This window comes from Phenylobacterium sp. (assembly GCF_036501465.1).
Classification (GTDB): Bacteria; Pseudomonadota; Alphaproteobacteria; order Caulobacterales; family Caulobacteraceae; genus Phenylobacterium.
On the sequence record NZ_DASYAF010000045.1, the window covers coordinates 20,373 to 46,941 of the forward strand.

A 26,569-nucleotide genomic window follows, 5' to 3' on the forward strand; every position below is an offset into this window, starting at 1 on the left:
GGTCGGCCCATGACCGACCAAGCTCCCGCCGGCGCGCGGACATCGCCGTCCACCGCACGCAACCGCCAGCCGATTCTCGAGGTGCTCGGCCCGCGCCTGGCGCCCGGCGCGCGGGTGCTGGAGGTGGCGAGCGGGGCCGGGGAGCATGCGGCCTTCCTGGCGGCAAACCTGCCGGTCGCGACCTGGCAGCCGACCGATCCGGACCCAGAGGCGCTCGCCAGCATCGCCGCCTGGCGCGGCCACTCGGGGCCGCCCGGCCTCGCCGCGCCGCTGCGGCTGGACGCCGCCGATCCGGTGACCTGGCCGCCGGGGCCGTTCGAGGCCGTCGTCTGCATCAACATGGTCCACATCTCGCCGTGGGCTGCGACGCTGGGGCTGATGGCGGGCGCGGGGCGTGTGCTGACGCCTGGCGGCCGGCTCTTCCTCTACGGTCCCTATATCGAGGCTGAGACCCCGACCGCGCCCTCCAACCTCGCCTTCGACGAGAGCCTGAAGGCCCGCAACCCGGCCTGGGGAATTCGCGACCTCGCCGCGGTCAAGGCCGTCGCCGCCGCCCATGGCCTGGCCTTCGCCGAGCGCGTCGCCATGCCGGCCAACAACCTCATGGTGGTGTTCGAGAAGCCCTAGGACTTCAGGTCGGGGCGCGACGCCAGGAACGCGGCGCGCTCGGCGGCGGTCAGCACCTTGGCCTTTTTCTGGCGTGAGACCTTCGGCGTCGGCGGCGCATAGACCCCGGCCGGCGCGGGCGCAGGCTTCAGGTCGGCGAAGCGTTTGATCGGCGGCTTGTCGGAGGAGCTCATCGGACGTCTCGACCTCATCGGGAGGCTGTTCCCTAGCCGTGTTCGCGGACCCCGGGTTGGAAAAACCCGGCGGCCGTGTCGGAATGGCGCGATCGGCTTCGTCCTAGGAGCGGAAACCCAAGGAGGGCCGCATGCCCAAGATCCATCCGTTCCTGTGGTTCGACAACCAGGCGCGGCCCGCGGCCGAGTTCTACGTCTCGGTCTTCCCGAATTCGAAGATCCTGACCGACCTCAGCAACACCGAGTCCGCGCCGGGCCCGACGGGCGACGTGATGGTGGTGGACTTCGAGATCGACGGCCAGCGGGTGACCGCGCTGAACGGCGGGCCGGTCTACAAGCTGTCGGCGGCCTTCTCCTTCGTCATCGACTGCGAGGACCAGGCGGAGGTCGACTATTACTGGGACAAGCTGCTGGAGGGCGGCCAGCCCAGCCAGTGCGGCTGGCTCACCGACCGCTTCGGCCTCTCCTGGCAGGTGGTGCCGAAGGCCCTGTTCGAGTGCATCGGCGGGCCGGACCCGGCCGGCCGCGAGCGGGCCATGGCGGCGATGATGCAGATGGTGAAGCTGGACGTCGCCAAGCTGAAAGCCGCCTACGCGGGCCGCGAGGCCGCCTAGCGGACGATCGCGCCCAGCACGCCTCGGGCCACGATGTCGTCGCGCCAGCGGAGCCAGACGCCGCCCTGGCCGTAGTTGCCGCCGGTGATGACCACCGCCACGTCGACGGCGGGGACCACGATCAGCAACTGGCCGCCGTTGCCGGTGGCCTCATAGTCGTCGAAGGTCCGATCTCCGACCTTCAGGCGGTTGAGGTGCCAGGCGTAGCCGTCCCGCGCCCGAATATAGACGTTGGAGAAGTCCTCCGCCGAGAGCCCGGTGGTCTGCGGCGTGATCTCGACCCTGGGCGCGGTCGAAGCCTTCACCCAGGCGGCGGAGACGATGCGGCGGCCGTGCCAGACCCCGCCGTCCAGATAGGCCTGGCCAATCTTCAGGAGGTCGCGCGGGCGCACATAGACCCCGCCGCCGCCATAGCCGTCGCCCGTGGGCGTCAGGTCCCAGGCATAGGGGCCGAACTGCAGCGGCCGGGCGACCGTGCGGTCGAACAGGGCCGGCAGCCAGGTTCCGGTGCGTGCGGAAAGCGCGCCGGCCACCAGGTTGGCATTGGCAGAGCAATAGGCGTAGCGGGCGCCGGGATCGTGCGCCTGGGGAAGGTCGAGCGTGTACTTCAGCCAGTCCGGCTGGCCCGTCTGACGCTGCAGCGTCTCTTCGTTACCCGGCGAAGCATCGTCATTGTCGTCGCAGGCCAGGCCCGAGGTGTGGGTCATCAGGTTGGCGAGCGTGATCTGCGCCTTGCGCGGATCGGGATGGGCGAAGGGGCCACGTCCGGCCAGCACGTCGTAGATGCGGCTCTGCGGCCCGAAGGCGGGGTCGCCGCGCATCACCGCGCCCAGCATCACCGAGTTGAAGGTCTTGGCGGCCGAGCGGGTGTCGTGGAGCGTCTTGGCGTCGAAGCCGAAGAAGTATTCGTCCAGCACCAGCTTGCCGTGCCGGGCGACCAGCAGCGCGTGGATCAGCTGCGGCCGGGCGGCCGCCGGATCGGCGGCGGCTTGCGCCCGGATCAGCGTCGCCAGCCCGGCCTCGTCCAGCCCGACGCTGGCGGCGCGCGCGGTCGTCCAGCCGTCCTTGAGCGCGACCGGCGGCCGATAGGCGTAGGGCGCGCCGCCGGGCGGGCGCGGATCGAAGGCGGCCGCTTCGGCCGGCGTGGGGCGAGCCAGGGCGATCTCGCCCGGCAGCGGCGGATAGGCCATCCGCAGGCGGCCATCGTCCAGCATCGCCTTGAGGACGACGGCCTTGCGGCCCGGTTGCGGGCGGCTCTCGAAGGTCACGGCCTCGCCCGCGTGGCTCGCCACGAACTGGACCCGGCCGGCGTTGGCGTTGAACTCCGGATTGCGGAATGCGGCGATCAGGGTCCCGTCGGCGTCGCGGGTGACCTTCAGCCAGAGAGTGAAGCTGCGGGGCAGGGGCGTCACCTCACCGCGCCAGGCGCCGGGCGCCAGCCGCCGCAGGGTGACCGGGGTCGCATAGGCCTGGGCGGGACCTGCGGCGGGCGTGGCGGGCTGGACCCAGAAGCCGTGGAGCTCGCCGTCCTGGTGGGGCGCGGGGATACGCAGCTCGCCCTGGTTCCCCGGGAAGGTGACGCGCAATTCGCCCCTGACCGGCACGCCGCCGGCTATCCGCCCACCCATCGAAGCCAGCCACTTTTCGCCCCTGAGGGTCAGGGTCAGCGGGCCGTGCGCCGCCGGGTCGGCCCGGGTCTCGTAGCGCCAGAGGCCGACCAGCGGATCGACGTCCGGCTGGGCCGCGGCGGGCAGGGCGAGGGCGGCGGCCAGGGTGGCCCAGAGCAGGCGGCGCATCAGGCGACTCCCGTCTCATCGCGGGTGGAGAGCCACGCCAGGATCGGCGTCTTGCCGCTCTGCATGTTGGTTTTCAGCGCCGCGCAGGCCTGCGCCAGGTCGCCCCTCTCCAGGGCCGCCAGCACGCGGTCGTGGTCCTGCGTCGAGCGCTCGAGGTTTGGCCGCTCGCGCAGCAGCGCCAGCTCGTAGCGGCGGGTGCGGAGCATGAAACCCTGGATCAGCTCGACCAGAACCAGGTTGGGGCAGTCCTCGATGAGGGCCAGGTGCCATTCGTCGTCCAGGGCGATGGCCGTCTCCCCATCCCGCGCGGCGGCGAAGCGGCGGTTGAGCGCCTGCAGCCGCGCCAGGCGGGCCGGCGAGGGCAGGCCGGAGAGCCGCAACGCCTCGGGGTCGAGCAAGGGGCGAATGTCGTAGAGCTGGTCGACCTCGGCCACGGAGAGCGGGCGCACCGAATAGCCGATCGCCGGGGCCTGCGAGAGCGCGCCCTCCGACGCCAGCCGGTTCAGCGCCTCGCGCAGCGGCGTGCGGCTGACGCCCAGGGCTTCGGAGAGCCGCACCTCGTTGATCCGCTCGCCCGGCGAGAGCCGCCCGTCGACGATCATCTCGCGCACGGCGGCGGCCACCGTCTCGCTGGTGTTCTGGCGGCGCAGGGGTTCGATATTTCGCATACTGTATACAATAAAGGGATGCAGGCGTCCGCGTCAACCGGCGAAGTCCTCGGGCTCAGCGGAACAGGGCTAGGTTCACCGCGTCACCCATCACCCGGTAGCCGGCGTCGTTGGGGTGCAGCCAGTCGCCGGACTGCAGATCGGCCTTCATATGATCGGGCTTGGCCGGATCGCGGATCGCCGCGTCGAAGTCGATGACCCCGTCGAACTCGTGGCCGGTGCGGATCCAGGCGTTGATCTTCTGCCGCTGGGCCTCGCCCGCCGCGGAGAAGTAGGACGCGCCGCCATAGGGCAGGATGGTCGCGCCGATGATCTTCAGCCCGTGCTCGTGGGCGCGGGCGATCAGCTGGCGGTAGCCGGCGATCAGCTGTTCGGCGGCCGGCGTCGGCTTGGTCATCCCGAGGTCATTGACGCCTTCCAGCACCGTCACGTGGGTGACGCCGGGCACGGCGAGCACGTCGCGGTCGAAGCGGCTGAGCGCGTTCTGGCCGAAGATCGGCAGCTGCTCGGCCAGCACCCGGTTGCCGCTGATCGCCGTGTTGACCACGGCATATGGCTTCTTCGCCGCGTCGAGGCGCTCAGCCAGCCGGTCGGGCCAGCGGTGGTTCGCGCCATCGGTCGAACGGTAGCCGTCGGTGATGGAGTCGCCGAAGGTCGCGATCACCGGTCGGACCGGAGCGGCGCTCTCCACATCGACCTCGGTCAGGAAGGCGCGGTAGTCGCCAACGCCCTTGGACGGCGGCGGCGGGGCCTGGGTGGCGTCGCCGCTGGCGATCGAGATCAGCTCCTGGCCGGTCATGTGGCAGGTGCAGCCGTTGCTGTCGGCCGGCAGGTAGAGGCTGACGCGCAGGCGGGCGAGTGGCTTGGTGGGCAGGGCGACGGGGTCGCTCAGCATGGGCGCGCCGGCCGCGATCGTCGCCTTGGCGTCGCCCGAGAAGGTCACCGCACGCTCGCTGCCCGGTACGACCGCCCCATCGGCGGTCACCAGCGCCACGCGGGCGGCGCCGATCTGCAGCGGCTTGGGCCCGTATTCGTTGGAAAGCCGGATGCGCAACCGCGCGCCGCCGGCCGACAGCCGCACGACCTGGGTGATCGTCTGGTTGTTGAAGCTGGCCGTGCCGCGGGCCGGATTGTTGGCCGGCGCCGCCATGGGCATGGCCGGCGAGGCCCCCCAGCTGCCGATCCAGTGTCCCGCAGCCTGAGCCTGCGACGCCGCAAGTCCCATGGCGCAAACGAGAGCCAAAAGGCGCATGATTTCTCCCCCGACCCGGCCTTCGGCACCATGTCCGGCGCATGGTTCTTGCTTGACCGCGGTCATGTGACATTCCGATAAGTCGGGCGAGGGATCAACGGAGCTGCGGGGCTGATGAGCGAAGCGATCGAACGCGAGGCGATGGAGTATGACGTCGTCATCGTGGGCGCGGGGCCGTCGGGCCTGTCGGCCGCGATCCGCCTGAAGCAGTTGGCTGCGGCCGCCGGAACCGAAATCTCCGTGGCGGTGCTGGAGAAGGGCTCCGAGGTCGGCGCCCACATCCTGTCCGGCGCGGTGATCGACCCGAAGGGGCTTTCCGAGCTGTTCCCCGACTGGAAATCCATGGGCGCGCCCCTGGAGACGCCGGTCACCGTCGATAGGTGGCTGATGCTGGGGCCGCAGGGCTCGCTGCAGCTGCCGACCTTCCTGATGCCGCCGCTGACCCACAACCACGGGACCTATATCGCCTCGCTGGGCAACGTCTGCCGCTGGCTGGCCGAGCAGGCCGAGGGCCTGGGCGTCGAGGTCTATCCGGGGATGGCCGCCTCCGAGGCGGTTTTCGACGAGGCCGGCGCGCTGAAGGGCGTGGTGGCCGGCGTTTTCGGCGTCCAGAAGGACGGTTCCCACGGGCCCGACTACCAGCCGGGCATCGAGCTGCATGGCAAGTACGTCTTCATCGGCGAAGGCGTGCGCGGCTCGCTGTCCAAGCAGCTGCGGGCGAAGTTCAGCCTGGGCGAGGGCGCCGATCCCGAGAAGTACGGGATTGGGCTGAAGGAGCTCTGGCAGGTGCCGGACGAGGTCTTCCAGCCGGGCCTGGTGCAGCACGCCGCCGGCTGGCCGCTGGACGACAAGACCGGCGGCGGCGGGTTCCTCTACCACTTCGGCGACCACTACGTGGCCGTGGGCTATGTGGTGCACCTGAACTACCGGAACCCCTGGCTGTCGCCGTTCGACGAGTTCCAGCGCTACAAGACCCACCCCGAGATCGCGAAATACCTGAAGGGCGGCAAGCGCATCGCCTATGGCGCGCGCGCCATTTCAGAGGGCGGACTGCAGTCGGTGCCGCGGCTCTATTTCCCCGGCGGGGTGCTGCTGGGCGACAGCGCCGGCTTCGTCAACGTGCCGCGCCTCAAGGGCAGCCACAACGCCATGAAGAGCGGCATGATGGCCGCCGAGGCCGCCTATGCCGCGATCCAGGCAGGCCGCCAACGTGACGACCTGGTGGAATACGAAGCGGCCTACCAGAAGTCCTGGGTGCGCAAGGACCTGCACCTGGCGCGCAACGCCAAGCCGATCCTGACGACGTTCGGCACCGGCCTGGGCGGGGTGCTGAGCATGATCGACATGTGGTGCACCAGCCTGTTGGGCGGGTTCTCGCCCTTCGGCACCATGCATCATCAGAAGAACGACGCCGACAGCACGGGCCTTGCCAAGGACTACAAGCCGATCGTCTATCCGAAACCGGACGGGGTGACCTCGTTCGACAAGCTTTCCAGCGTCTTTTTGTCCTCCACTAACCACGACGAGAACCAGCCGGCGCACCTGAAGCTGCGCGACCCGGCGGTGCCGGTTTCCATCAACCTGCCGAAGTATGGCGAGCCTGCCCGGCTCTACTGCCCGGCGGGCGTTTATGAAGTGCTGTATGACGATAAGGGCGAAAACCCGAAGTTCCAGATCAACTTCCAGAACTGCGTCCACTGCAAGACCTGCGATATCAAGGACCCGTCGCAGAACATCGACTGGACGACGCCTCAGGGCGGCGACGGCCCGAACTACCCCAACATGTGACGCCAATCCTTCAGGTGTCTGGCGGCCGCCTTGTAGCGGCCATCCTTAGGACGGAAGGTCCGCCGATGCGCTTGTCCCTCCTTGCCGCCGCCGCTCCGATGATCCTGCTCTGCGCCTGCGCCACGGGGCCTGGCGGCTCCGTCGCCTCGGCGGGGAGCGGCGTCAACGCTTCCACCTCGCCCTACGGCGTGTTCCTGGCTGGGGAATCGGCGTTGAACGCCGGCAAGAGCCAGGAGGCCGCGAAGTTCTTCGACCAGGCGCGGCTGGAGACCGGCAACCCGATGATCGCCGAGCGCGCCTTCACCTCGGCGCTGCTGGCCGGCGAGATCACCAAGGCCGCGGCGCTCGCGCCCACCAACGCCGACGCCACCGAGGTCTCCAAGCGCTTGGGCAAGCTGGTGGTCGCCGTCGAGGCGATGGCCCAGGGCCGAGGCAAGGACGCCAAGGCCATCCTCACTGACCAGAATATCGCCTTCCCGCACAAGCCGGTGGCCGCCTTGCTCGCCCCTTGGGCGGCGGCGGAGTCGGGCGACGTCGAGGGCTCGCTGGTGCGCCCATCGGTGCGCGGCGACCGGCTGGTGGATTATTTCGGCGAGCTCGGTCAGGGCGAACTGTTCGAGCGCGCCAAACGCTTCGACGAGGCGGAGACCGACTTCAAGGCGGCGACTTCGGTCGCCACGCCCACGGAAATGGCGGTCCTCGACGACGGCGCCTTCCTCGAGCGGCGCGGCCGCAAGCTCGACGCCCAGGCGCTCTATGACAGCTACCTGACCAAGGAGCCCGACGACGCGCCCGTGAAGGCCGCCCAGGCCCGCGTCCAGGCCGGCAAGCCCGCTCCGCCAATGCTGTCGATCCGCGAGGGCGCCGCCCAGGTCATGCTTGCGCCCGCGGCCACCATGATCGAGGCCAAGCAGACCGAGCTGGCCCTGGCCTATCTGCGCCTGGCGCTGCGGCTCGATCCCAGCCGCGACGACGCCTGGGTGATGGTCGGCGACATGATGCAGGCCAGCGGCGACGTCGACGCCGCCCGCACGGCCTATCAGAAGCCGAAGCCGGGCTCGGCGGAGTACTCCACCGCCCAGGCCAAGCTCGCCTGGACCTACCAGACCGCCGACGACAAGGAGACGGCGCTGAAGCTGGCGCGCGCGGCGGCGAGCAGCGGCGATCTCGACGCCCGCATCACGCTCTCCGACCTGCTGCGCGTGGATGAGAAGTATCCCGAGGCGGTGAAGGTGATGGACGGCGTCATCGCCGACCAGAAGACGCCGGACTGGCGGCTGCTCTACTCGCGCGGGGTGGCCCTGGAGCGCATGGGCCGCTGGCCCGACGCCCAGGCCGACCTGCAGAAGGCCCTGAAGATCCGTCCCGACGAGCCGGAGCTGCTCAACTATCTCGGCTATTCCTGGATCGATCGCGGCGAGAACCTCAAGGAAGCCCTGGGGATGGTGGAGAAGGCCGTGGCCGCCGATCCGCGCTCCGGAGCCATGGTCGACAGCCTGGGCTGGGCCTACTACCGCCTGGGCGACTACAAGACCGCCGTCGACAAGCTGGAGCAGGCCGTCGAGCTGGAGGCCGGCGATCCCGAGATCAACGGCCATCTGGGCGACGCCTACTGGAAGGTGGGCCGCAAGGACGAGGCGCAGTTCCAATGGCGCCGGGTGCTGACCCTGAAGCCCGACGACAAGGTCAAGGTCGCCACCGAAGCCAAGCTCGCCTCCGGCCTGGGCCCTGACGGTCCGGCGCCCAAGCTCGCCGCCGGCGGCCCGACCAAGCCCTAGCGCTCTGCCAGGAGGGGTTCGCCATGGGCCGGACGGCCTTCGCGCCCGCCAAGCTCAACCTGTTCCTGCACGTGGCCGGGCCGGACGCGGACGGCTATCACCCGATCTGCAGCCTGATGGCCTTCGCCGACCTCGGCGACGAGGTCGCGACCTTCGAGGCCGAGGCGCTGTCGCTGCGCGTTACCGGGCCCTTCACGCGCGATCTCGCCGGAGACGGCGACAACCTCGTCCTGCGCGCCGCCCGCGCCCTGATCGCCGCGGCCCGGCGGCCCACGCCGCCCGTTGGCCTGAGCCTCGAAAAACGCCTGCCGGTCGCCTCGGGCCTGGGCGGCGGCTCGAGCGACGCGGGCGCGGCGCTGCGCCTGTTGCGCGAGACCTTCGGGCTCGGCCTCGACAATGACGCCCTGGAGGCGGTGGCGGCCTCGCTGGGCGCGGACGGAGCCGCCTGCCTGTGGGGCGCGCCCGCGATCGCCCAGGGGCGGGGCGAGCGGCTGTCGTCCGCGCCCGGCCTGCCGCCGCTGGACGCGGTGCTGGTCAATCCGCGCGTCCCGGTCTCCACCGCCGAGGTCTACCGGCGTTTCGACGCCCTGGGCCGGTTCGGCGACGTCGCCGTCCCCGCCATGCCGGACGCCTTCGAGGACGCTGCTGAGTTGGCCGCGTGGCTCACCGCCCAGCGCAATGACCTGCAGACCGCCGCCATCGCGGTGGCGCCCGAGGTCGGGCTGGCGCGCGACGCCCTGGCCGGCGAGCCGGAAACTTTGCTGGCCCGGGTGTCGGGCTCCGGCGGGACCTGCTTTGCCCTATGCGCCTCCGACATCGAGGCCGAGGGCTTGGCCGAGCGGCTGGAGGCGCTGTGCCCGGACTGGTGGATCGCCCGCTGCCGCCTCGGCGGACCCTGGCCGGACCCACAATAGAAACGGGGGCCCCGAAGGACCCCCGTCCCGCTGGCTTCGGCCGCTAGGCCTAGCCGTGCACGACCTCGCCGTGCAGGTTGATGTCCAGGCCCTCGACCTCGACCTCTTCGGAGACCCGCAGGCCGATCGTGTACTTGATCGCCAGCAGGATCACGAAGGTGACCGCCCCGCAGTAGAGGAAGGTCGCGCCGACGTCGTAGACCTGCAGCAGCATCTGGTGGGCGTTGCCCTCCAGCAGGCCGCCCTTGGGCGCCGACCCCGGGTTGATCAGCTTGCTGGCGAACACGCCGGTCAGCAGCGCGCCGAGGGCCCCGCCGACCCCGTGCACGCCCCAGGCGTCGAGCGCGTCGTCGTAGCCGAAGATCTTCTTCACGTGGACCGCCGAGATGTAGCAGACGACGCCGGCGGCCAGGCCGATGATCAGCGCGCCCATCGGGTTGACGAAGCCCGAGGCCGGGGTGATCGCCACCAGGCCGGCCACGGCGCCGGACACCATGCCCAGCACCGACGGCTTCTTGGAGATGATCCATTCCGCGGCCATCCAGGCCAGCACCGCGGCGGCGGTGGCGATCTGGGTCGCCGCGGCGGCCATGCCGGCGTTGACGTTGGAGGTGACGGCCGAACCGGCGTTGAAGCCGAACCAGCCGACCCACAGCAGCGAGGCGCCGATCACCGAATAGGCCAGGTTGTGCGGCGCCATGTTCTCGACGCCCAGGCCCTTGCGCTTGCCGAGCATCAGGGCTGCGACCAGGCCCGCGGTGCCGGCGTTCAGGTGCACGACGGTGCCGCCCGCATAGTCCAGCGCGCCCATGGTTCCCAGCCAGCCGCCGCCCCAGACCCAGTGGGCGATCGGGCAGTAGACCAGGAGCAGCCAGGCGCCCATGAAGGTCAGGAAGGCTGAGAACTTCATCCGGTCGGCCAGGGCGCCGGCGATCAGCGCAGGCGTGATGATCGCGAAGGTCATCTGGAAGAACATGTAGACGGACTCGGGGATCGTCGCCGCCAGGCTGCTGGTGGCGTTGAGGCCCATCGGTCCGAGCAACAGGTACTTCACGCCCCCGATGAAGGCGTTGTTCTTGCCGCCGTCGGTGAAGGCGATGGAATAGCCGATGATCATCCAGAGCACGGTGATCAGCGCCGTGGCGCCGAAGCTCTGGGCCAGGGTGGCCAGGATGTTCTTCTTGCGCACCATACCGGCGTAGAACAGCGCCAGGCCCGGGATGGTCATCATCAGCACCAGCACCGAGGAGGTCAGCATCCAGGCGGTGTCGCCCGTGTCGATCTTCGGCGCGGCGGGCGCGGCGGCCGGCGCGGGCGTCGCCGCTGCGGCCGGAGTTGCGGCCGCCGGAGCGGCCGCGGCGGGCGCCGCCGCAACTGGCGCGGCCGGCGCCGGGGCGGTCTGGGCGAGGGCGGCGCCGCCGAGCGGCCCCGCGAGCATGGCGGCGGCGAGCGCGAGCCCGGCCAGCCTTTTCGAACCCCCCGCCAATCTTTTCGTACCGATGAACTTCATGTTCTTGATCCCCTTGAATTTCTGACCGCTAGAGCGCCGCGGCGCCGGTCTCACCGGTCCGGATGCGCACGGCGTCCTCGACGTTGAGGACGAAGATCTTGCCGTCGCCGATCTTGCCCGTGGCCGCGGCGGCCTTGACCGCCTCGACCGCCTTGCCGACGGCGGCGTCGTCGACCACCGCCTCCAGCTTCACCTTCGGCAGGAAATTCACCTGGTACTCGGCGCCCCGGTAGATCTCGGTCTGCCCCTTTTGCCGGCCGTAGCCTTTGACTTCCGAAACCGTCAGCCCCTCGACGCCGGCGCCCACGAGCGCTTCGCGCACGTCGTCCAGCTTGAAGGGTTTGACGATCGCCATGATCAGTTTCATCCGCTCGCTCCCGCGCGGTCCTCGAGGTTGGACCGGCCGCCAGTGTTGAGTTGGCCAGTGTTGAGTTGGCGCCGCCGCGACTGTCCCCATCCCCGTTCCGCGGCGGTCCTGGGAGGCTATGGCGGGCCGCAGGCGAGCGCCCGGCTGGGGCCGGGAAGCTGCGCAAGAAGGGCTCGTGAGCCGTAAATCCGGGCGCCTGCGGGCCTGGGCGCCCGATATTTGGGCGATTGCGCCGTCGAGGGGCTTGGTTTCGCGCCGCCGCCCTCGTATTCACGAAGCCGTGAACTTCGGCCCTAGGCTTGGCTGACCGTAGACATCGCGAACCCCGCTGGTGCAAACGCGTTTGCCGTTAGCCTTAATCCTGACGGGCTGTTGCTCCACGACGGACTGTTGTTCCAACCAGAGGACCTGATGCCGATCCATCGCTTGCTGACCGCGGCCGCGGCCGTCTCCCTGATCTCCAGCGCCGCTCTTGCCCAGACGCCTGCGGCCCCTGCGGCGCCAACCGCGCCCGCCGCTGCGGCGCCCGGCGCGAAGCTGGTCCCGAACGGCGGCTTGGACATCACGCTGCAAAGCAACGCCGACTTCAGCAACTTCGTGAAGGCGCTGACCTCGGTGAACCTGATGGCCCTGCTGAAGTCGAGCCCGGGCCTGACGGTGTTCGCCCCGACCAACGAGGCGCTCACCGCCGACAAGCTCGCGGCCATCTCGGGGGACAAGAACGCCCTGCAGAAGACGCTGCTGCACTACATCATCAACGCCAAGATCGACTCCTCGAAGATCAAGGGCGCGCACGGCGGCATCCCCACCGGCGCCGGCGACAAGATCGTGGTGGACGGCACCGCCCCCGACGGGACGCTGAAGGCGGACAACGCCACCATCATCCAGCCCGACGTGATGGTCTCGAACGGCATCATCCAGGTGATCAACGCCGTGCTGATCCCCGGCTCGGTGCCCGAGACCCTGCCGCAGGAGCAGCCGCAGCCGGAAGCCGCGCCCGCCCCGGCCCCGACTCCGGAACCGGAGCCCGCCCCCGCCAAGGCATCGCCCAAGAAGAAGAAATGAACCTTCACCGGCGTGGGGCGCTTTAGCTGCCGAACAAGGCAGTTGGAGACCCCAGCCATGAAGATCGCGATCCTATCAGCCGTCGCCGCGACCGCCCTGATCGGCGGCGCGGCCTTCGCCCAAGGCCAGTCGACCACGACCACCACCACGGCGGCCCCGCCGGCGGCGTCCACCGGCACGCAAACCTCGACCTCGGTGACCACCACCGACCCGTCGAGCGGCGCGACCGCCACCGTCACCACCACGACCAACGGCCCGGTGCCGGACACCGCGGCCAATCGCGCGAAGTACGGCGGCCCGATGTCGAACGCCGGCAAGCGCACCCCGGCCAAGGGCAACTAGCGCCCGCGAGCGAGTTCCGCCCTTTTGGGGCGGGTTGAAGCAGAGGTCGGCGGGCCCTATGGTCCGCCGACTTTTTTTGCGCCTGCGAACAGCCCCGAAGACCCCTAGGCCGATGCCCGAAAAACCGCTTTCGTTTCAGGACTTGATCCTGAGACTGCACGACTATTGGAGCCGACAGGGCTGCGTGATCCTGCAGCCGCACGACATCGAGGTCGGCGCGGGCACCCTGCATCCCGCGACCGTGCTGCGGGCGCTGGGTCCCAAGCCCTGGCGCGCGGCCTATGTGCAGCCCTCGCGCCGCCCGGCCGACGGCCGCTATGGCGAGAACCCCAACCGGCTGCAGCACTACTATCAGTACCAGGTGATCCTGAAGCCGAACCCGGACAACCTGCAGGACCTCTACCTGGGCAGCCTCAGCGCCATCGGCCTGGACACCCGCCTGCACGACATCCGCTTCGTCGAGGACGACTGGGAAAACCCCACCGTCGGCGCCTGGGGCCTGGGCTGGGAGGTCTGGTGCGATGGGATGGAGGTCACCCAGTACACCTACTTCCAGCAGGTGGGCGGCCTGGACGTCTGGCCGGTGGCCGGCGAATTGACCTATGGGCTGGAACGCCTGGCCATGTACCTGCAAGGCGTCGAGCATTTCACGCAGCTGGCCTTCAACGATCCCGACGGCCCGGCGCCGATGACCTATGGCGACGTCTTCCTGGAGAACGAGCGTCAGCAGTCGGAGGCCAACTTCCACGGCTATGACGTCGACATGCTGAAGCGCGAGTTCGAAGATATGGAGGCCGAGGTGCCGCGCCTGCTGGCGATCAAGGGACCGCAGGGCCAGGCGATCGTGCTGCCGGCCTACGACCACGTGCTGAAGGCCAGCCACCTGTTCAACAAGATGGACAGCCGCGGCGCGATCGCCGTCGCCGAACGCCAGAGCTACATCGGCCGCATCCGCGACCTGACCAAGATGTGCGCCGAAGCCTGGGTCGCCAACGAAGGCGGGAATACAGCGGGCGGGTCCCACTAGGCATGCCTCAGCTTCTTCTGGAACTTTTTAGCGAAGAGATCCCCGCGCGCATGCAGGCCAACGCCGCGCGCGACCTGGAGCGCATGGCGCGCGAGAAGCTGGCGGCCGAGGGGCTGTTGCCGGAGGCGCTGAAGACCTTCGCTGGGCCGCGCCGTCTGACCCTGGTCGCAGAGGGCCTGCCGGCCGCCCAGGCCGACCGCCACGAGGAGCGCAAGGGCCCGCGCGTGGGCTCGCCGGATCAGGCCATCGAGGGCTTCCTGCGCTCCACCGGTCTGACCCGCGACCAGCTCACCGAACGCGACGGGGTCTATTTCGCCCACCTGCACAAGGCCGGCCGCCCGACGGCGGCGATCGTGGCCGAGATGGTCGATGCCATCGTGCGGTCCTTCCCCTGGCCCAAGTCGATGACCTGGGGACGCGGGACGCTGAAATGGGTGCGGCCGCTGAAGCGCATCCTCTGCGTCTTCGACGACGAGGTCGTGCCCTTCTGGATTGACGAGACGCAGAGCGGCGACACCTCCGAGGGCCACCGGTTCATGGGCTCGGCCCAGCCGTTCCAGGCCCGCGACTTCGACGCCTATGCCGACGGTCTGGCCCGCCACTTCGTGGTGCTCGACGCCGAGGAGCGGAAAGAGCGGATCATGGACGCCGCGCGCACCCTCTGCTTCGCGCGCAACTTCGAACTGGTGGAGGACGAGGGCCTGCTGGACGAGGTGTCGGGCCTGGCCGAATGGCCGACGCCGATCCTGGGCGACATGGACCCCGCCTTCCTGGACCTGCCGGCCGAGGTGATCCGCACCTCCATGCGCACCCACCAGAAGTATTTCGCGGTGCGTGACCCGAAGTCCGGCTTCCTGGTCCCGCACTTTCTGGTGGTGTCCAACATCGAGGCGCCGGACGGCGGCGCGGCCATCGCCGCCGGCAACGCCAAGGTGCTGTCGGCGCGCCTGGCGGACGCGCGGTTCTTCTGGGACGAGGACCGCAAGGTCCGGCTGGAAGAGCGGCTGGAGAAGCTGCAGGGCGTCACCTTCCACGCCAAGCTCGGGACCATGGCCGAGCGGGTGGAGCGGATCACCGCGCTCGCCAGGGAACTGGCCCCGATCCTCGGCGCCGACCCGGCCCAGGCGGGACAGGCCGCGCGCCTCTGCAAGGCCGACCTGGTCAGCGGCATGGTCGGCGAGTTCCCCGAGCTGCAAGGGATCATGTGCGGCTACTACGCCGAGAAGGAGGGCCTGGCCCCCGAGGTCGCCGGCGCCATCCGCAGCCACTACCGCCCGCAAGGCCCCAGCGACGAGGTGCCGACCGAGCCGGTCGCCGCGACCGTCGCGCTCGCCGACAAGCTCGACACCCTGGTCAGCTTCTTCGCCATCGACGAGAAGCCCACCGGCAGCCGCGACCCGTTTGCGCTTCGCCGTGCCGCGCTGGGCGTGATCCGCATCATCCTGTCGACGCGGGCGCGCCTGCCGCTGCGCAACATCGCTTCCGCCGATCTTCTCGCCTTCTTCGCCGATCGCCTGAAGGTCCTGCTGCGCGAGCAGGGCGAGCGGCACGATCTCGTCGACGCGGTCTTCGCGCTCGGCGACGACGACCTGGTGCGGATCGTCTCGAAGGTGAATGCGTTGTCCGGCTTCCTGGGGACCGAGGACGGCAAGAACCTGCTGGCCGGCTACAAGCGCGCGGTGAACATCCTCAAGGCCGAGGAGAAGAAGGGGCCGCTGCCCGCCGGCGAACCGAACGCCGACGTCAGCGGCGAGGAGGGCGGCCTGGCCGCCGCCGTGGGCCATATGGAGATCGAGGTCGGCAAGGCGCTGGCCAAGGAAGACTACGCCGCCGCCATGCGCGAACTCGCCGCCCTGCGCGCGCCGGTGGACGCGTTCTTTGAGAAGGTTTTAGTGAACTCCGATGTACCTGCCGAGCGTGAGAACCGCTTGAGGCTGCTGATCAAGGTCCGCGACGCCATGGGACGCGTGGCGGATTTCGGCCAGATCACGGGCTAGACGATCACGGGCTAGACGATCACGGGCTGAAGCGAGACGGGAGACGAGGGACTCAAGATGGCCGCCGAGACCATGACCAAGACGAAGTGGGTCTACGCCTTCGGCGGCGGCGGCGCGGATGGCGACGCGGCGATGAAGAACCTGTTGGGCGGCAAGGGCGCCAACCTGGCGGAGATGTCGTCGCTGGGCCTGCCGGTGCCGCCCGGCTTCACCATCACCACTGAGGCCTGCACCCACTTCTACGCCAACGAACGCAACTATCCGGCCGAACTGGAGGCCCAGGTGGCCGCCGGGCTGAAGACGGTCGAGACCCTGACCGGCAAGGCGTTCGGCGACGCGGCCAATCCACTCCTGGTCTCGGTCCGCTCCGGCGCGCGGGCGTCGATGCCCGGGATGATGGACACGGTGCTGAACCTCGGCCTCAACGACGCGACCGTCGAGGGCCTGGCCAAGCTGGCCGGCGACCGCCGCTTCGCTTTCGACAGCTACCGCCGCTTCATCCAGATGTACTCCAATGTCGTCTTGAACCTCGATCATCACATGTTCGAGGAAATCCTTGACGAACATAAGGAACGTCTGGACGTCACCGTCGATACCGCACTGTCGGCCGAGGATTGGGAGGCGGTGGTCAGCGACTACAAGCGCGCCGTCGAGGACGAGCGTGGCGCGGAGTTCCCGCAGGACCCCCAGGCCCAACTCTGGGGCGCCATCGGCGCGGTGTTCGCCAGCTGGATGAACGACCGGGCGAAGTTCTACCGCCGCATGCACGACATCCCCGAAAGCTGGGGCACGGCGGTCAATGTCCAGTCGATGGTGTTCGGCAACATGGGCGACACCTCGGCCACAGGCGTGGCCTTCACGCGCAACCCGTCCACCGGCGAGAACCGGCTCTACGGCGAGTTCCTGATCAACGCCCAGGGCGAGGACGTGGTGGCCGGCATCCGCACGCCCCAGGCGCTGACCAAGGTCTCACGCGAGGAGATGGGGGAGAAGGCGCCGTCCATGGAGGAGGCGCTGCCCGACGTCTTCGCCCAATTCAAGGACGTCGTCTCCAGGCTCGAGACCCACTACCGCGACATGCAGGACATCGAGTTCACGGTCGAAAAAGGCCGGCTCTACATGCTGCAGACGCGCAACGGCAAGCGCACCGCCAAGGCCGCGCTGAAGGTGGCCGTGGACCTCGCCTCCGAGGGGCTGATCTCCAAGGAAGAGGCGGTGATGCGCGTCGAGCCGGCCTCGCTCGACCAGTTGCTGCACCCGACCATCGACCCGGCCTCCACCCGCGAGGTGATCGCCACCGGCCTGCCGGCCTCGCCCGGCGCGGCCACCGGCAAGATCGTCTTCACCGCCGCCGACGCCGAACAGCAGGGCGGCTCGGTGGGCGCGGTGATTCTGGTGCGCGAGGAGACCAGCCCGGAAGACATCCGCGGCATGGACGCCGCGCGCGGCGTGGTCACCGCCCGCGGCGGCATGACCAGCCACGCCGCGGTGGTGGCCCGCGGCATGGGCCGGCCTTGCGTCTCCGGCGCCGGCGAGATCCACATCGACACGCGGGCCGGCGAACTGCGCGCGCGCGGCCGGGTGTTCCGCGCCGGCGATGTCATCACCATCGACGGTTCGACCGGCGAGGTGCTGGCGGGCGCGGTGAAGATGATCGAGCCGGAGCTTTCCGGCGACTTCGCCACCCTGATGGGCTGGGCCGACGCGGTGCGCCGCCTGAAGGTGCGCGCCAACGCCGAGACCGCCGTCGACGCCCGCGCCGCGCGCCAGTTCGGCGCCGAGGGGATCGGGCTCTGCCGCACCGAGCACATGTTCTTCGACCCGGCGCGGATCGCCGCGGTGCGCGAGATGATCCTGGCTGACGACGAGGCCGGTCGCCGCGCGGCGCTGGCAAAGATCCTGCCCATGCAGCGGGCCGACTTCGTCGAGCTGTTCGGGATCATGGAGGGCCTGCCTGTCACCATCCGCCTGCTGGACCCGCCGCTGCACGAATTCCTTCCGCATACGGCCGAAGACGTCGAAGCCGTCGCCGAGGCCACCGGCCTGGATCCCGTCAAGCTGCTGCGCCGCGCCGAAGAGCTGAAGGAAGTCAACCCGATGCTCGGCCTTCGCGGTTGCCGCCTCGGCGTCTCCTTCCCAGAGATCTATGAGATGCAGGTGCGCGCCATCATCGAGGCGGCCTGCGAAGTCGCCGCCTCCGGCCGCCCGGCGCCGATCCCGGAGATCATGCACCCGCTGGTCGCCAAGGGCGAGGAGATGAAGTTCCTCCGTGAGCTGACGGATCGCACAGCCAAGGCGGTGATGGCCGAGCGTGGGCAGACGATCGACTATATGGTGGGCACCATGGTCGAGCTGCCGCGCGCCGCGATCCGCGCCGCCGACCTTGCCGAGCACGCCGAGTTCTTCTCCTTCGGCACCAACGACCTGACCCAGACCACCTTCGGCATCAGCCGCGACGACTCCGGCCGGTTCCTGAACGCCTATATCGACAAGGGCATCTTCGAAAAGGACCCCTTCGTCACCATCGACCAGGACGGCGTGGGCGACCTGATCCGGCTGGCCGCCGAGCGTGGCCGCGCCGCCCGCCCGGGCGTCAAGCTCGGCATCTGCGGCGAGCACGGGGGCGACCCGGCCTCCATCGCCTTCTGCGAGAGCGTGGGCCTGGACTACGTCTCCTGCTCGGCCTACCGCGTGCCGATCGCCCGCCTCGCCGCCGCCCAGGCCGCCGTCGGCGAGCGCGAGAAGGACCGCTAGGTCAGGCTCCCTCCTCCCCTTGTGGGAGGAGGTGTCAGCCGGATGGCTGACGGAGGTGGGGTCGTGCTTCCCTATCCGCGCGAGGCGAAGCTTCGTTCGAAGCTGAGAGACTGAGAGACCCCTCCTCCGACCTGCGCCGCAGGGATGGTCTCCTCCCACAAGGGGAGGAGGGATAGCTGAGGCTATTCCGCGGTCTTCTGCTTGGCCTGCACCTGCGCCGTGACCGGATGGGCGGTGATCCAGCCGTCGATCTGCGGCAGGCGGCGCACCTGGATGTCGGCGTTGTTGCGGATCCGCGCCAGCGCCACCAGGGCCTCACCGCGGGAGTCGGCGGGCATGGTCTTGGCGTAGGCGGTCAGTTCGCCGGCGAGCTTCGGATCGTTGGAGCCCTCGACCACGCGCGGCACGAAGGTCGAACGGCCCAGGGTGTCCAGGGTCCGGGTGATCGCCGGCAGGTTGGCCAGGGTGAAGCGCCAGGCGAGCTGCGGGTGGACGGCGGCTACCTCCTCCACCAGGGTCGGCGCCAGGTTGGACGGCGCCTCGTCGGTGATCGACAGCGCCAGCACCTGGGCGGCCAGGGCCTCGTCGTCCACCGCCGCCAGATCGACGTAGAGGTCGTTGCGCTCCAGCGGATCCTTGGCGGCCTTGGCGAGCGCCCGGATCGTCTGGAAGGTCTGCGGATCGGCGGAGCGCGCGGCGCCCACCAGCACCCAGCGGCGTTCGTCGGCGGAGAGCCTACCGAGGTCGTCCTTCGTGGCCTTGAACCGCCGCGTCGCCTCGGCCGCGACCTTCGGGTCGCCGAGTTGGGAGAGGCCGAGCAGCAGGGTCTCGCGCAGCAGGGCTTCGGAGGCAGTGTCGCCGGGCTTGGCGTCGAAGCCGACGCGCGCCAGGGCCGGCGCCAGCATCGCCGAGGCCCAGGCGCGATAGGCGGCGCGGCGCGGTCCCGCGGCGTAGTAGCCGTCGAGCCCGGCCAGGGTGCGGGCCTGCACGCGCCAAACCACCGGGTCGGCGTCGCGGGGCAGGGCCGTGGTGAGGCGCAGATAGTTGCCCACCGGCGCCTGGCCCGCCATGCCCAGCGCCAGGCTGTCCTGCAACAGGCCCAGCTGATCGGCGGACGCCAGCTTTGCGTAGCTGTCCGCCAGCGGCGCGAACGACGCGTTGTCGTATTCCACCCGGTAGTAGCCGAGCTGGCCGGCGTTCACGATGTCGCCGACTTCGCCGGCCTGCGGCGAGGTGCGTGAGATCACCCGCTCCTTCACGGGCCCTCCGGACACCGGCTTCAACTCGATCGGCGCGCGCCAGGACAGCACGCGTGCGTCCCGCGCCGCCACTTCCATCCGGTCGGTGGCGATGTTCACGGTCTGGATCACCACGTCGTCGTCGAGCCGGCTTTCGAGCAGGTTGATCCCCGCGGAGCTGGAGGCCACGCGGACCAGCGGCACGCCCGGCTGGGTGGTGAAGTCGCGCGCCACCGCCGAGACCGGCTTGCCCGCCGCATGGTCGATGGCCCGCCACAGGTCGTCGCTGGTGGCGTTGCCGTAGGCGTGCTCGGCCATATAGGCGCGCACCCCGGCCTGCCAGGCGTCCGGGCCGGCGTAGGCCTCCAGCATCCGGATGACGGCCTCGCCCTTCTTGTAGGTGATGGCGTCGAACGCCTGCTCGGCCTGGGCGACGGTCGCCACCCGCTGGACGATGGGGTGCGCCGAGGGTCGCGCGTCGAGCAGCATGGCCTCGTCCTTGTCGCCAAGGGCGGTCAGCATCGAGCGCCATTCGGGATGGAAGTGCTCGCTGGCCTTGGTCGACATCCAGGAGGCGAAGCCCTCGTTCAGCCACAGGTCGTCCCACCAGGCCATGGTGACGAGGTCGCCGGACCAAAGGTGGGCCATCTCGTGGGCGATCACCTTGAAGATCACCTCGCGGTCGCCGGCGCTGGAGAGCTTGGGGTCGTAGACGACGTTGGTCTGGGAGAACAGGATCGCGCCCCAGTTCTCCATCGAGCCGGAGACGTCGCCGGGCGCGGCCACCAGGTCCAGCTTGGGCAGCGGGTACTTCTGGCCGAAGTAGTTGTTGTAATAGGGCAGGAGCTCCGCCGCCGCGTCGAGGGCGAACTGCGCCTTGGCCGCCTGGCCGCGCCGGATCACGACGCTAACGGGAATGCCCTCCACCTGGCGGGTGACGCGCTCCAGGTCGCCGACCCCGAAGAACAGCAGATAGCTGCTCATCCTGGGCGTGGGGGCGAAGCGCACGCGCTTCAGCCCGTCGCCGGCGGGTTCGCTCGCGGCTTCCGGCATGTTGGAGACCGCGAGCAGGTCCTTGGGGACCACCGCGCTCAGGGTGAAGACCGCTTTCTTCGACGGCTCGTCGAACACCGGCAGGAAACGGCGCGCGTCGGCCGGCTCGAACTGGGTCGTGACCATCCGCCCGCCGGCGTAGTCCACGTGGAAGAAGCCGGTGGCGCTGTCGGCGATCTTGCCGGTGTAATCGAGGGTGAGCGTATGGCGTCCGGCGCCCAGGCCACGGCCGGTGGAGAAGCTCGCGGTCTGGGTCCGCGCATCGACGCTGGCCTTGGCCGCGGCGCCGTCGATCGAGGCCGAACCGAAGTCCAGGTTCAGCGCATTGAGCACGATACGGTCGACGCCGCGGCTCGCCACCACCACCACCGTCTCGTGGCCGGCGAAGGTCAGTTTCTGCAGGTCCGGAGTGACGGTGAGGTCGTAGGACACCGGCTCGACGCCGCTCGGCAATTGGGTCGGAACGGCAGGGGCCGCCGCCGCGCCACCGGCGGCCAGCAGTCCGAACAGGGCAGGGAGCAGGCGCAGAGGAAGTCGCATCACCAGCTCCAGTCCTTGGCGGAGGCGCGACAGCCGCCGTCCTTCCAGCCGGTCCATCCGCGGCCGCGCACCACCCGCCCTGCGGGCGCGCCGGTGGGCTCGCCGGCCTTCAGCACCGCCACGCCGTTGACCAGCACGTCGGAGACGCCGGTGGCGTACTGCTGCGGCTTCACGAAGGTCGCGTGGTCGGCGACCGTCGCCGGATCGAACACCACCACATCGGCGAAATAGCCGGCCTTCAGCATGCCCCGATCGTGCAGCCCCAGGTTATGCGCCGGCAAGGCGGCCAGCCGCCGCACCGCCTCGGGCAGGCTGAGCGCATGCTCGTCGCGGGCGTACTTGCCCAGCACGCGCACAAAGTTGCCGTAGGCCCGCGGATGGGTGGACGACAGCAGGAACACGCCTTTCGGCTCCTGCGCCGAGGCGTCGGAGCCGAAGCTGACCCAGGGCAGGGTCATCTGCTTGGCCACGTTCTCGTCGCTCATCAGGAAGTACACGACCTGGACCCGGCTGCCGTCGGCGATGACCAGGTCGATGACCGTGTCCTCCGGGCTGGTCCCCCGCGCCTTGGCGACCTCGGCCAGGGTCTTGCCGGTCAGCGGCTTCAGCGCCGGGTTCTTGAAGCCCACCAGGATCGTGCCTTCCGGCCCGGCCTGGGCGAACAGGTTCTCCCAGGTCTTGGGATGGGCGTCGTGCATCTCCGCCAGCACCTTGGCGCGCGTCGCGGGGTCCTTCAGGCGCGAGATCCAGGTCTCCACGCCGCCGGCCTGCACCCAGGTCGGCATGGCGGCGTCGAAGCCGGTGGACCCGGCGGGATAGGTGTACATGTCGGCGGTGATCCGCTGGCCGCGGGCCCGCGCGGCCTCGACACGGGCGATCAGTGTCGCCTCCTTGCTCCAGTTGTCCCGGCCGCTGGCCTTCATGTGGAAAATCTCGGCCGGCGCGCCGGAACGCCGCGAGATGTCGATGAGCTCGTCGGTGGCCTCGATCAGCCGGTCGCCTTCGGAGCGCATGTGGCTGATGTAGATGCCGCCGCATTTGCCGGCCTCGGTGGCCGGGGCGGCGATCTCGTCGGTGTGGGCATAGGTCGCCGGCGCATAGATCAGGGCCGATCCCACGCCCATGGCGCCCTGCTGCATGGCCTGGCGCACCAGGGCGCGCATCCGGTCGAGCTGGGCCTGGGTGGGCTGCACGTCGTCCTCGCCCAGCACATTGACGCGGACGGTGGTGGCGCCCACGAAAGAGGCGACGTTGAGCGCGATTCCGCGCTTGGCCAGGGCCTCCAGGCCGCCGTCGAGCGTGGTCCAGGTGACGGGGTATTTGATGTCGTGCTCGCGCTGCACTTCCAGCGCCTGCATCTTCGGCGTCAACGGGCCGAGGGAGCCGCCTTCGCCCATCACCTCCAGGGTCACGCCCTGGCGCAGCTCCGATTGGCCGCGGCCGTCGGCGATCAGACTGTCCTCGGAATGGGAGAGCATGTTGATGAAGCCGGGCGCGACCGCCTTGCCTTTGGCGTCGATCTCGGCCTTGCCGCGCCCCGGCGCGTGGCCGCCAACATAGGCGATGCGATCGCCCTTCACCGCCACGTCGCCGATCATGCCCGGCTTGCCCGAGCCGTCGAGAATCTCGCCACCGCGGATCACCAGGTCGTAGGCTGCCGGCTTTGCGGCCCCCAGGCATGCCGCGGTGGCCAGCACCGCGAGCGGAACGGCGGCGTAGCGCGTGATCCTCACCCCGGGTGACTCCCCACCTTCGACTCCCCCACCTTTTGTTTCAGCCCAGACTAAGACGGCTTTCCGTCTCGACAAGCACGGCAATTTCCGTCCACGTCAGGTCAAGGACAATTCGGGAAGCCCAAAAAGGGGGGGAAGCGACGAATGGCCCAAGGATTCGATCCAGCGGCGGCTACGGCCGCCTATCTCGCCACCTTGCCGCCGGAGGTGCACGCCAAGGCGACGGCCTATACCCAAGGCGGCCATTGGGTTCTCCTGTGGACCGCCGTGGTCTCGGTGCTGGTCTCCTGGATCGTGCTGAAGACCGGCGTGCTGGTCCGCATCCGCGCCGGGATCGAGAAGTCCAAGCCCCGGCCGTGGCTGGCGGTCCTTGCGGTCCTGCTGGTCGACGGGATCATCGAGGGGCTGCTGTCGCTGCCTTGGGACGCCTATGCGCGCTGGTGGCGCGAGAAGGACTATGGCTTCACCGACCAACCGTTCCCCGGCTGGCTCACCGAGCACTTCATGCAGATGGCGATCGGGATCGTCACCGCGCTGATCGTCTTCTCGCTGCTCTACTGGCTGATCCGCCGGACGCCGAGGACCTGGTGGCTGTGGGCGGGGATCGCCAGCACCGCCTTCAGCATCATCTTCTTTATCGTCGGTCTCTTCCTGATCGAGCCGCTGTTCAACACCTACAAGCCGGCGCCGCCCGGGCCGGTACGCGACGAGGTGGTGGCCATGGCCAAGCAGGTCGGCATGCCGTCGAACAAGATCCTGATCTACAACGGCTCCAAGCAGTCCAACCGCTACACGGCCAACGCCGGCGGCATCTTCGGCTATGGCCGCGTGGCCATGAGCGACGTGATGTTCAAGAAGGACGCCGACCTCGCCGAGGTGAAGGGCGTCGTGGGCCACGAGATGGGCCACTATGTCCGCAAGCACATCCTGATCGGGGCCGTGTTCCAGGGCCTGGTCGCCATCGTCGGCCTGTTCCTGGTCAGCCGGCTGTTCGGCTGGGCGGCGGGCGTCCTGGGCGCCAAGGGCGTGACCGGCATCGCCGACCCGGCCGGTTTCCCCGTGATCTCGATTATCATCACCGTCCTCAGCCTGCTGGCGACGCCGATCACCAACACCTTCAGCCGTTGGGTCGAGGCTGACGCCGACCACTTCTCGGTGGTCCATTTCAACGAGCCCGACGGCTTGGCCAAGGCGTTGGTGAAGACCCTCGAATACCGCGCGGACAGCCCTTCCAAGCTCGAAGAGTTCATCTTCTACGACCACCCATCGGTGCGCAGCCGGGTGCGGGCGATGATGGACTGGAAGGCCACGCATCCGAAGTCGGAGGCTCCGCCACCGGCCGCCACGCCGGCTCCAGCCGCGCCGGAGGCCGCATCGCCGTCGAAATAGGAAGCGTCATGATCACCCTCTACGACCACCCGCTCTCGCCCTATGCCCAGAAGGTCAAGATCGCGCTCAGGGAAAAGGGCCTCGCCTTCGAGGCGCGGCAGCCCGGCGGCCTGGGCGCCGGCGGCGCGGCGGGAGACTTCGTGGAGGCCAGCCCTCGCGCCGAGGTGCCGGCGCTGATCGACGGCGAGGTCCGCGTCTTCGATTCCACCGTGATCCTGGAATACCTGGACGACGCCTATCCGCAGCCGCCCATGCGCCCGGCTTCCGCCGCCGAGCGCGCCCGCGTGCGGATGCTGGAGGAGGTGATGGACACCCACTACGAGGCGATCAACTGGGGCCTGTCGGAGATTCGCTGGTTCCGCCGCGCCGAGGGCCAGGCCGCCGAGGCGCTGTTCGCCAAGGCCAAGGCGCAGATCGAGGGCTTCCACGCCTGGCTCGGGAAACAGCTCGGCGATCGCGAGTGGTTCAATGGCGCGGCCTTCGGCTGGGGCGACCTGTCGGTGGTTCCCTACCTCAACGGCTCGGCCGGCCATGGCTATCCACCGGCGGCAGGCCGGCTGGCCGATTGGCTGGCGCGCGCCAACGCCAGGCCCTCGGTCGCCGCCACCATGGCCGAGGCCGCCGGCTCGGCGCGGGCGTCGGCCATGCCCAACGTCGCCGAGTTGGTGGAGAAGGGCCTCTTTAAGCGGGAATACCGCGACCACCGTCTGGAGTGGATGATCAAGTCCGGCGGGGTCGATGTGGTGCTGAAGGGCCTGGAGCGCGACAACATCCGCTTCGCGCCCGGCTTCGGCTGAGGCCTACCTACCGCTTCCTGACGAACACCGTCCCGGCCGAGTAGCCGGCGCCGAACGAGCAGATCAGGCCGGTCTCGCCGGGCGCGAAGTCGTCGTTGGCGCGATGGAAGGCGATGATCGAGCCGGCGGAAGAGGTGTTGGCGAACTCGTCGAGGATGATCACGTTCTCGCCCGACGCCGGCTCGCGGCCCAGCACCCGTTTGCCGATCAGCTCGTTCATGTTGATGTTGGCCTGGTGCAGCCACAGGCGTTTCAGGCCGGTTGGGTCGAGGCCGATGTCTTGGGCGTGCTCGACGATCATGTCGCTGACCAGCGGCACGACTTCGCGGAAAACCTTGCGGCCCTCCTGAACGAACAGCTTGTCGACCGCGCCGATCCCCTCCGGCGCGGCGCGGTTCAGGAAGCCGAAGTTGTTGCGGATGTTGTTACTGAACTGGGTCCGGAGCCGCGTGCCGAGGATTTCCCAGCCGGCCTCAGGTCCGTTTTTTGGGGCCAGCGCCGCGTCCTCGACGATCACCGCTGTCGCCACGTCGCCGAAGATGAAATGGCTGTCGCGGTCGCGGAAATTCAGGTGGCCGGAGCAGATCTCCGGATTGACCATCAGCACCGCGCGCGCCGAGCCGCTAGTCACGAAGTCCGCCGCCGTCTTGATCCCGAAGGTGGCCGAGGAACAGGCGACGTTCATATCGAAGGCGAAGCCCCCAATGCCCAGGGCCTGCTGCACCTCGATGGCCATGGCGGGGTAGGCGCGCTGCATGTTCGAGGCGGCGCAGATCACCGCGTCGATCTGGTCGGCGGGCTTTCCCCAGCGCGCGATCGCCTGCCTGGCCGCCGCCACGGCCATCTCGGCCAGCACCGACAGCTCCTCGTTGCCCCGCTCCGGGATGATCGGGCGCATCAGGTCCGGGTCGACCAGGCCGGTCTTGTCGACGACGTAGCGGGCCTTGATGCCCGAGGCCTTCTCGATGAACTCGACGGACGAGGGCGTCAGCGCGGTGACCTCGCCGGCTTCGATCGCCGCGGCGTTGGCCGCGTTGAAGCGTTCCACATAGGCGTTGAAGGTCTCCACCAGCTCCGCGTTCGAGAGGCTGTGGGGCGGTGTGTAGAGGCCGGTGGCGGCGATCACGGCTTGCGGCAAGGGGTTCAG

General features: G+C 69.5%; 21 protein-coding genes. 12 read left to right on the top strand and 9 right to left on the bottom strand.

Annotated features, from left to right (window positions below):
* Positions 1–9 precede the first annotated feature (9 nt).
* Positions 10–627, top strand: a complete 618-nt coding sequence (locus VGL85_RS04380) for a DUF938 domain-containing protein (RefSeq protein ID WP_331586372.1) — start codon at positions 10–12, stop codon at positions 625–627.
* On the opposite strand, the gene VGL85_RS04385 is transcribed toward VGL85_RS04380, so the two are convergent.
* Positions 624–800: a hypothetical protein gene (locus VGL85_RS04385; RefSeq protein WP_331586374.1), complete on the bottom strand. Its 177-nt coding sequence runs from the start codon at positions 798–800 to the stop codon at positions 624–626. The two genes, VGL85_RS04380 and VGL85_RS04385, sit on opposite strands and share 4 nt — an antisense overlap.
* Positions 801–931: 131 nt before the next feature.
* Between VGL85_RS04385 and VGL85_RS04390 the strand changes: the two genes are divergently transcribed.
* Positions 932–1,414 (top strand): VOC family protein, encoded by a 483-nt coding sequence (locus tag VGL85_RS04390; protein ID WP_331586376.1) that lies wholly within the window; start codon positions 932–934, stop codon positions 1,412–1,414.
* Here VGL85_RS04390 and VGL85_RS04395 read toward each other — a convergent pair.
* The 3 genes from VGL85_RS04395 to VGL85_RS04405 are packed head-to-tail and all read right to left on the bottom strand — an operon-like array spanning position 1,411 to position 5,130.
* On the bottom strand, positions 1,411–3,210 hold the full coding sequence (locus VGL85_RS04395) for a serine hydrolase domain-containing protein (RefSeq protein WP_331586378.1): 1,800 nt from the start codon (positions 3,208–3,210) through the stop codon (positions 1,411–1,413). The genes VGL85_RS04390 and VGL85_RS04395 overlap by 4 nt on opposite strands.
* Positions 3,210–3,878, bottom strand: a complete 669-nt coding sequence (locus tag VGL85_RS04400; RefSeq protein WP_331586380.1) for a GntR family transcriptional regulator — start codon at positions 3,876–3,878, stop codon at positions 3,210–3,212. The genes VGL85_RS04395 and VGL85_RS04400 overlap by 1 nt, the downstream gene beginning before the upstream one ends.
* 55 nt (positions 3,879–3,933) lie before the next feature.
* Positions 3,934–5,130: an SGNH/GDSL hydrolase family protein gene (locus tag VGL85_RS04405; protein WP_331586383.1), complete on the bottom strand. Its 1,197-nt coding sequence runs from the start codon at positions 5,128–5,130 to the stop codon at positions 3,934–3,936.
* 114 nt (positions 5,131–5,244) lie between these two features.
* Here VGL85_RS04405 and VGL85_RS04410 point away from each other — a divergent pair, with 114 nt between their 5' ends.
* From VGL85_RS04410 to VGL85_RS04420, 3 genes are all read left to right on the top strand, one after another.
* On the top strand, positions 5,245–6,918 hold the full coding sequence (locus tag VGL85_RS04410) for an electron transfer flavoprotein-ubiquinone oxidoreductase (protein WP_331586385.1): 1,674 nt from the start codon (positions 5,245–5,247) through the stop codon (positions 6,916–6,918).
* Between the two features lie 65 nt (positions 6,919–6,983).
* Positions 6,984–8,696 carry a tetratricopeptide repeat protein gene (locus VGL85_RS04415; RefSeq protein ID WP_331586387.1) on the top strand — a complete coding sequence of 571 codons (1,713 nt, stop codon included), beginning with the start codon at positions 6,984–6,986 and terminating at the stop codon, positions 8,694–8,696.
* A gap of 23 nt (positions 8,697–8,719) precedes the next feature.
* A complete protein-coding gene (locus VGL85_RS04420; protein ID WP_331586389.1) occupies positions 8,720–9,610 on the top strand; it encodes a 4-(cytidine 5'-diphospho)-2-C-methyl-D-erythritol kinase in 891 nt (296 codons plus the stop codon).
* Between the two features lie 49 nt (positions 9,611–9,659).
* On the opposite strand, the gene VGL85_RS04425 is transcribed toward VGL85_RS04420, so the two are convergent.
* Both VGL85_RS04425 and VGL85_RS04430 read right to left on the bottom strand, forming a co-directional pair.
* A complete protein-coding gene (locus VGL85_RS04425; RefSeq protein ID WP_331586391.1) occupies positions 9,660–11,120 on the bottom strand; it encodes an ammonium transporter in 1,461 nt (486 codons plus the stop codon).
* Positions 11,121–11,148: 28 nt separating this feature from the next.
* A complete protein-coding gene (locus VGL85_RS04430) occupies positions 11,149–11,487 on the bottom strand; it encodes a P-II family nitrogen regulator (protein WP_293372711.1) in 339 nt (112 codons plus the stop codon).
* 411 nt (positions 11,488–11,898) lie between these two features.
* Between VGL85_RS04430 and VGL85_RS04435 the strand changes: the two genes are divergently transcribed.
* The 5 genes from VGL85_RS04435 to ppdK all read left to right on the top strand — a co-directional run bounded on the left by VGL85_RS04435 (position 11,899) and on the right by ppdK (position 18,672).
* Complete coding sequence (locus VGL85_RS04435; RefSeq protein ID WP_331586393.1) at positions 11,899–12,552, top strand: fasciclin domain-containing protein; 654 nt, start codon at positions 11,899–11,901, stop codon at positions 12,550–12,552.
* A 57-nt stretch (positions 12,553–12,609) separates the two neighbouring features.
* Complete coding sequence (locus tag VGL85_RS04440) at positions 12,610–12,894, top strand: hypothetical protein (RefSeq protein ID WP_331586395.1); 285 nt, start codon at positions 12,610–12,612, stop codon at positions 12,892–12,894.
* Positions 12,895–13,006: 112 nt separating this feature from the next.
* Entirely contained in the window at positions 13,007–13,921 is a 915-nt protein-coding gene (locus tag VGL85_RS04445; RefSeq protein ID WP_331586397.1) for a glycine--tRNA ligase subunit alpha, read from the top strand.
* 2 nt (positions 13,922–13,923) lie between these two features.
* Positions 13,924–15,918: a glycine--tRNA ligase subunit beta gene (glyS, locus tag VGL85_RS04450; RefSeq protein WP_331586399.1), complete on the top strand. Its 1,995-nt coding sequence runs from the start codon at positions 13,924–13,926 to the stop codon at positions 15,916–15,918.
* A gap of 57 nt (positions 15,919–15,975) precedes the next feature.
* A complete protein-coding gene (ppdK, locus tag VGL85_RS04455) occupies positions 15,976–18,672 on the top strand; it encodes a pyruvate, phosphate dikinase (RefSeq protein WP_331586401.1) in 2,697 nt (898 codons plus the stop codon).
* Between the two features lie 182 nt (positions 18,673–18,854).
* Here ppdK and VGL85_RS04460 read toward each other — a convergent pair whose 3' ends face one another.
* A complete protein-coding gene (locus tag VGL85_RS04460) occupies positions 18,855–21,503 on the bottom strand; it encodes a M1 family metallopeptidase (protein ID WP_331586403.1) in 2,649 nt (882 codons plus the stop codon).
* Positions 21,503–23,236 carry a D-aminoacylase gene (locus tag VGL85_RS04465; protein WP_331586406.1) on the bottom strand — a complete coding sequence of 578 codons (1,734 nt, stop codon included), beginning with the start codon at positions 23,234–23,236 and terminating at the stop codon, positions 21,503–21,505. Before VGL85_RS04465 ends, VGL85_RS04460 begins: the two co-directional genes overlap by 1 nt.
* Positions 23,237–23,380: 144 nt before the next feature.
* On the opposite strand from VGL85_RS04465, the gene VGL85_RS04470 reads away from it, so the two are divergent.
* Both VGL85_RS04470 and VGL85_RS04475 read left to right on the top strand, forming a co-directional pair.
* Positions 23,381–24,625 (top strand): M48 family metallopeptidase, encoded by a 1,245-nt coding sequence (locus tag VGL85_RS04470; RefSeq protein ID WP_331586408.1) that lies wholly within the window; start codon positions 23,381–23,383, stop codon positions 24,623–24,625.
* A gap of 8 nt (positions 24,626–24,633) precedes the next feature.
* The gene (locus VGL85_RS04475) at positions 24,634–25,422 is read left to right on the top strand and encodes a glutathione S-transferase family protein (protein WP_331586410.1); all 789 of its coding nucleotides are present in this window, start codon (positions 24,634–24,636) and stop codon (positions 25,420–25,422) included.
* Positions 25,423–25,429: 7 nt separating this feature from the next.
* Here VGL85_RS04475 and VGL85_RS04480 read toward each other — a convergent pair whose 3' ends face one another.
* On the bottom strand, positions 25,430–26,560 hold the full coding sequence (locus tag VGL85_RS04480) for a beta-ketoacyl-ACP synthase III (RefSeq protein ID WP_331586412.1): 1,131 nt from the start codon (positions 26,558–26,560) through the stop codon (positions 25,430–25,432).
* Positions 26,561–26,569: the final 9 nt, after the last annotated feature.

What these genes read in the sequence shown, in the direction of transcription:
- VGL85_RS04380 (WP_331586372.1), top strand. Translation starts at nt 10, where the DNA reads ATGACCGACCAAGCTCCCGCCGGCGCGCGGACATCGCCGTCCACCGCA.
- VGL85_RS04385 (WP_331586374.1), bottom strand. Translation starts at nt 800, where the DNA reads ATGAGCTCCTCCGACAAGCCGCCGATCAAACGCTTCGCCGACCTGAAG.
- VGL85_RS04390 (WP_331586376.1), top strand. Translation starts at nt 932, where the DNA reads ATGCCCAAGATCCATCCGTTCCTGTGGTTCGACAACCAGGCGCGGCCC.
- VGL85_RS04395 (WP_331586378.1), bottom strand. Translation starts at nt 3,210, where the DNA reads ATGCGCCGCCTGCTCTGGGCCACCCTGGCCGCCGCCCTCGCCCTGCCC.
- VGL85_RS04400 (WP_331586380.1), bottom strand. Translation starts at nt 3,878, where the DNA reads ATGCGAAATATCGAACCCCTGCGCCGCCAGAACACCAGCGAGACGGTG.
- VGL85_RS04405 (WP_331586383.1), bottom strand. Translation starts at nt 5,130, where the DNA reads ATGCGCCTTTTGGCTCTCGTTTGCGCCATGGGACTTGCGGCGTCGCAG.
- VGL85_RS04410 (WP_331586385.1), top strand. Translation starts at nt 5,245, where the DNA reads ATGAGCGAAGCGATCGAACGCGAGGCGATGGAGTATGACGTCGTCATC.
- VGL85_RS04415 (WP_331586387.1), top strand. Translation starts at nt 6,984, where the DNA reads ATGCGCTTGTCCCTCCTTGCCGCCGCCGCTCCGATGATCCTGCTCTGC.
- VGL85_RS04420 (WP_331586389.1), top strand. Translation starts at nt 8,720, where the DNA reads ATGGGCCGGACGGCCTTCGCGCCCGCCAAGCTCAACCTGTTCCTGCAC.
- VGL85_RS04425 (WP_331586391.1), bottom strand. Translation starts at nt 11,120, where the DNA reads ATGAAGTTCATCGGTACGAAAAGATTGGCGGGGGGTTCGAAAAGGCTG.
- VGL85_RS04430 (WP_293372711.1), bottom strand. Translation starts at nt 11,487, where the DNA reads ATGAAACTGATCATGGCGATCGTCAAACCCTTCAAGCTGGACGACGTG.
- VGL85_RS04435 (WP_331586393.1), top strand. Translation starts at nt 11,899, where the DNA reads ATGCCGATCCATCGCTTGCTGACCGCGGCCGCGGCCGTCTCCCTGATC.
- VGL85_RS04440 (WP_331586395.1), top strand. Translation starts at nt 12,610, where the DNA reads ATGAAGATCGCGATCCTATCAGCCGTCGCCGCGACCGCCCTGATCGGC.
- VGL85_RS04445 (WP_331586397.1), top strand. Translation starts at nt 13,007, where the DNA reads ATGCCCGAAAAACCGCTTTCGTTTCAGGACTTGATCCTGAGACTGCAC.
- glyS (WP_331586399.1), top strand. Translation starts at nt 13,924, where the DNA reads ATGCCTCAGCTTCTTCTGGAACTTTTTAGCGAAGAGATCCCCGCGCGC.
- ppdK (WP_331586401.1), top strand. Translation starts at nt 15,976, where the DNA reads ATGGCCGCCGAGACCATGACCAAGACGAAGTGGGTCTACGCCTTCGGC.
- VGL85_RS04460 (WP_331586403.1), bottom strand. Translation starts at nt 21,503, where the DNA reads ATGCGACTTCCTCTGCGCCTGCTCCCTGCCCTGTTCGGACTGCTGGCC.
- VGL85_RS04470 (WP_331586408.1), top strand. Translation starts at nt 23,381, where the DNA reads ATGGCCCAAGGATTCGATCCAGCGGCGGCTACGGCCGCCTATCTCGCC.
- VGL85_RS04475 (WP_331586410.1), top strand. Translation starts at nt 24,634, where the DNA reads ATGATCACCCTCTACGACCACCCGCTCTCGCCCTATGCCCAGAAGGTC.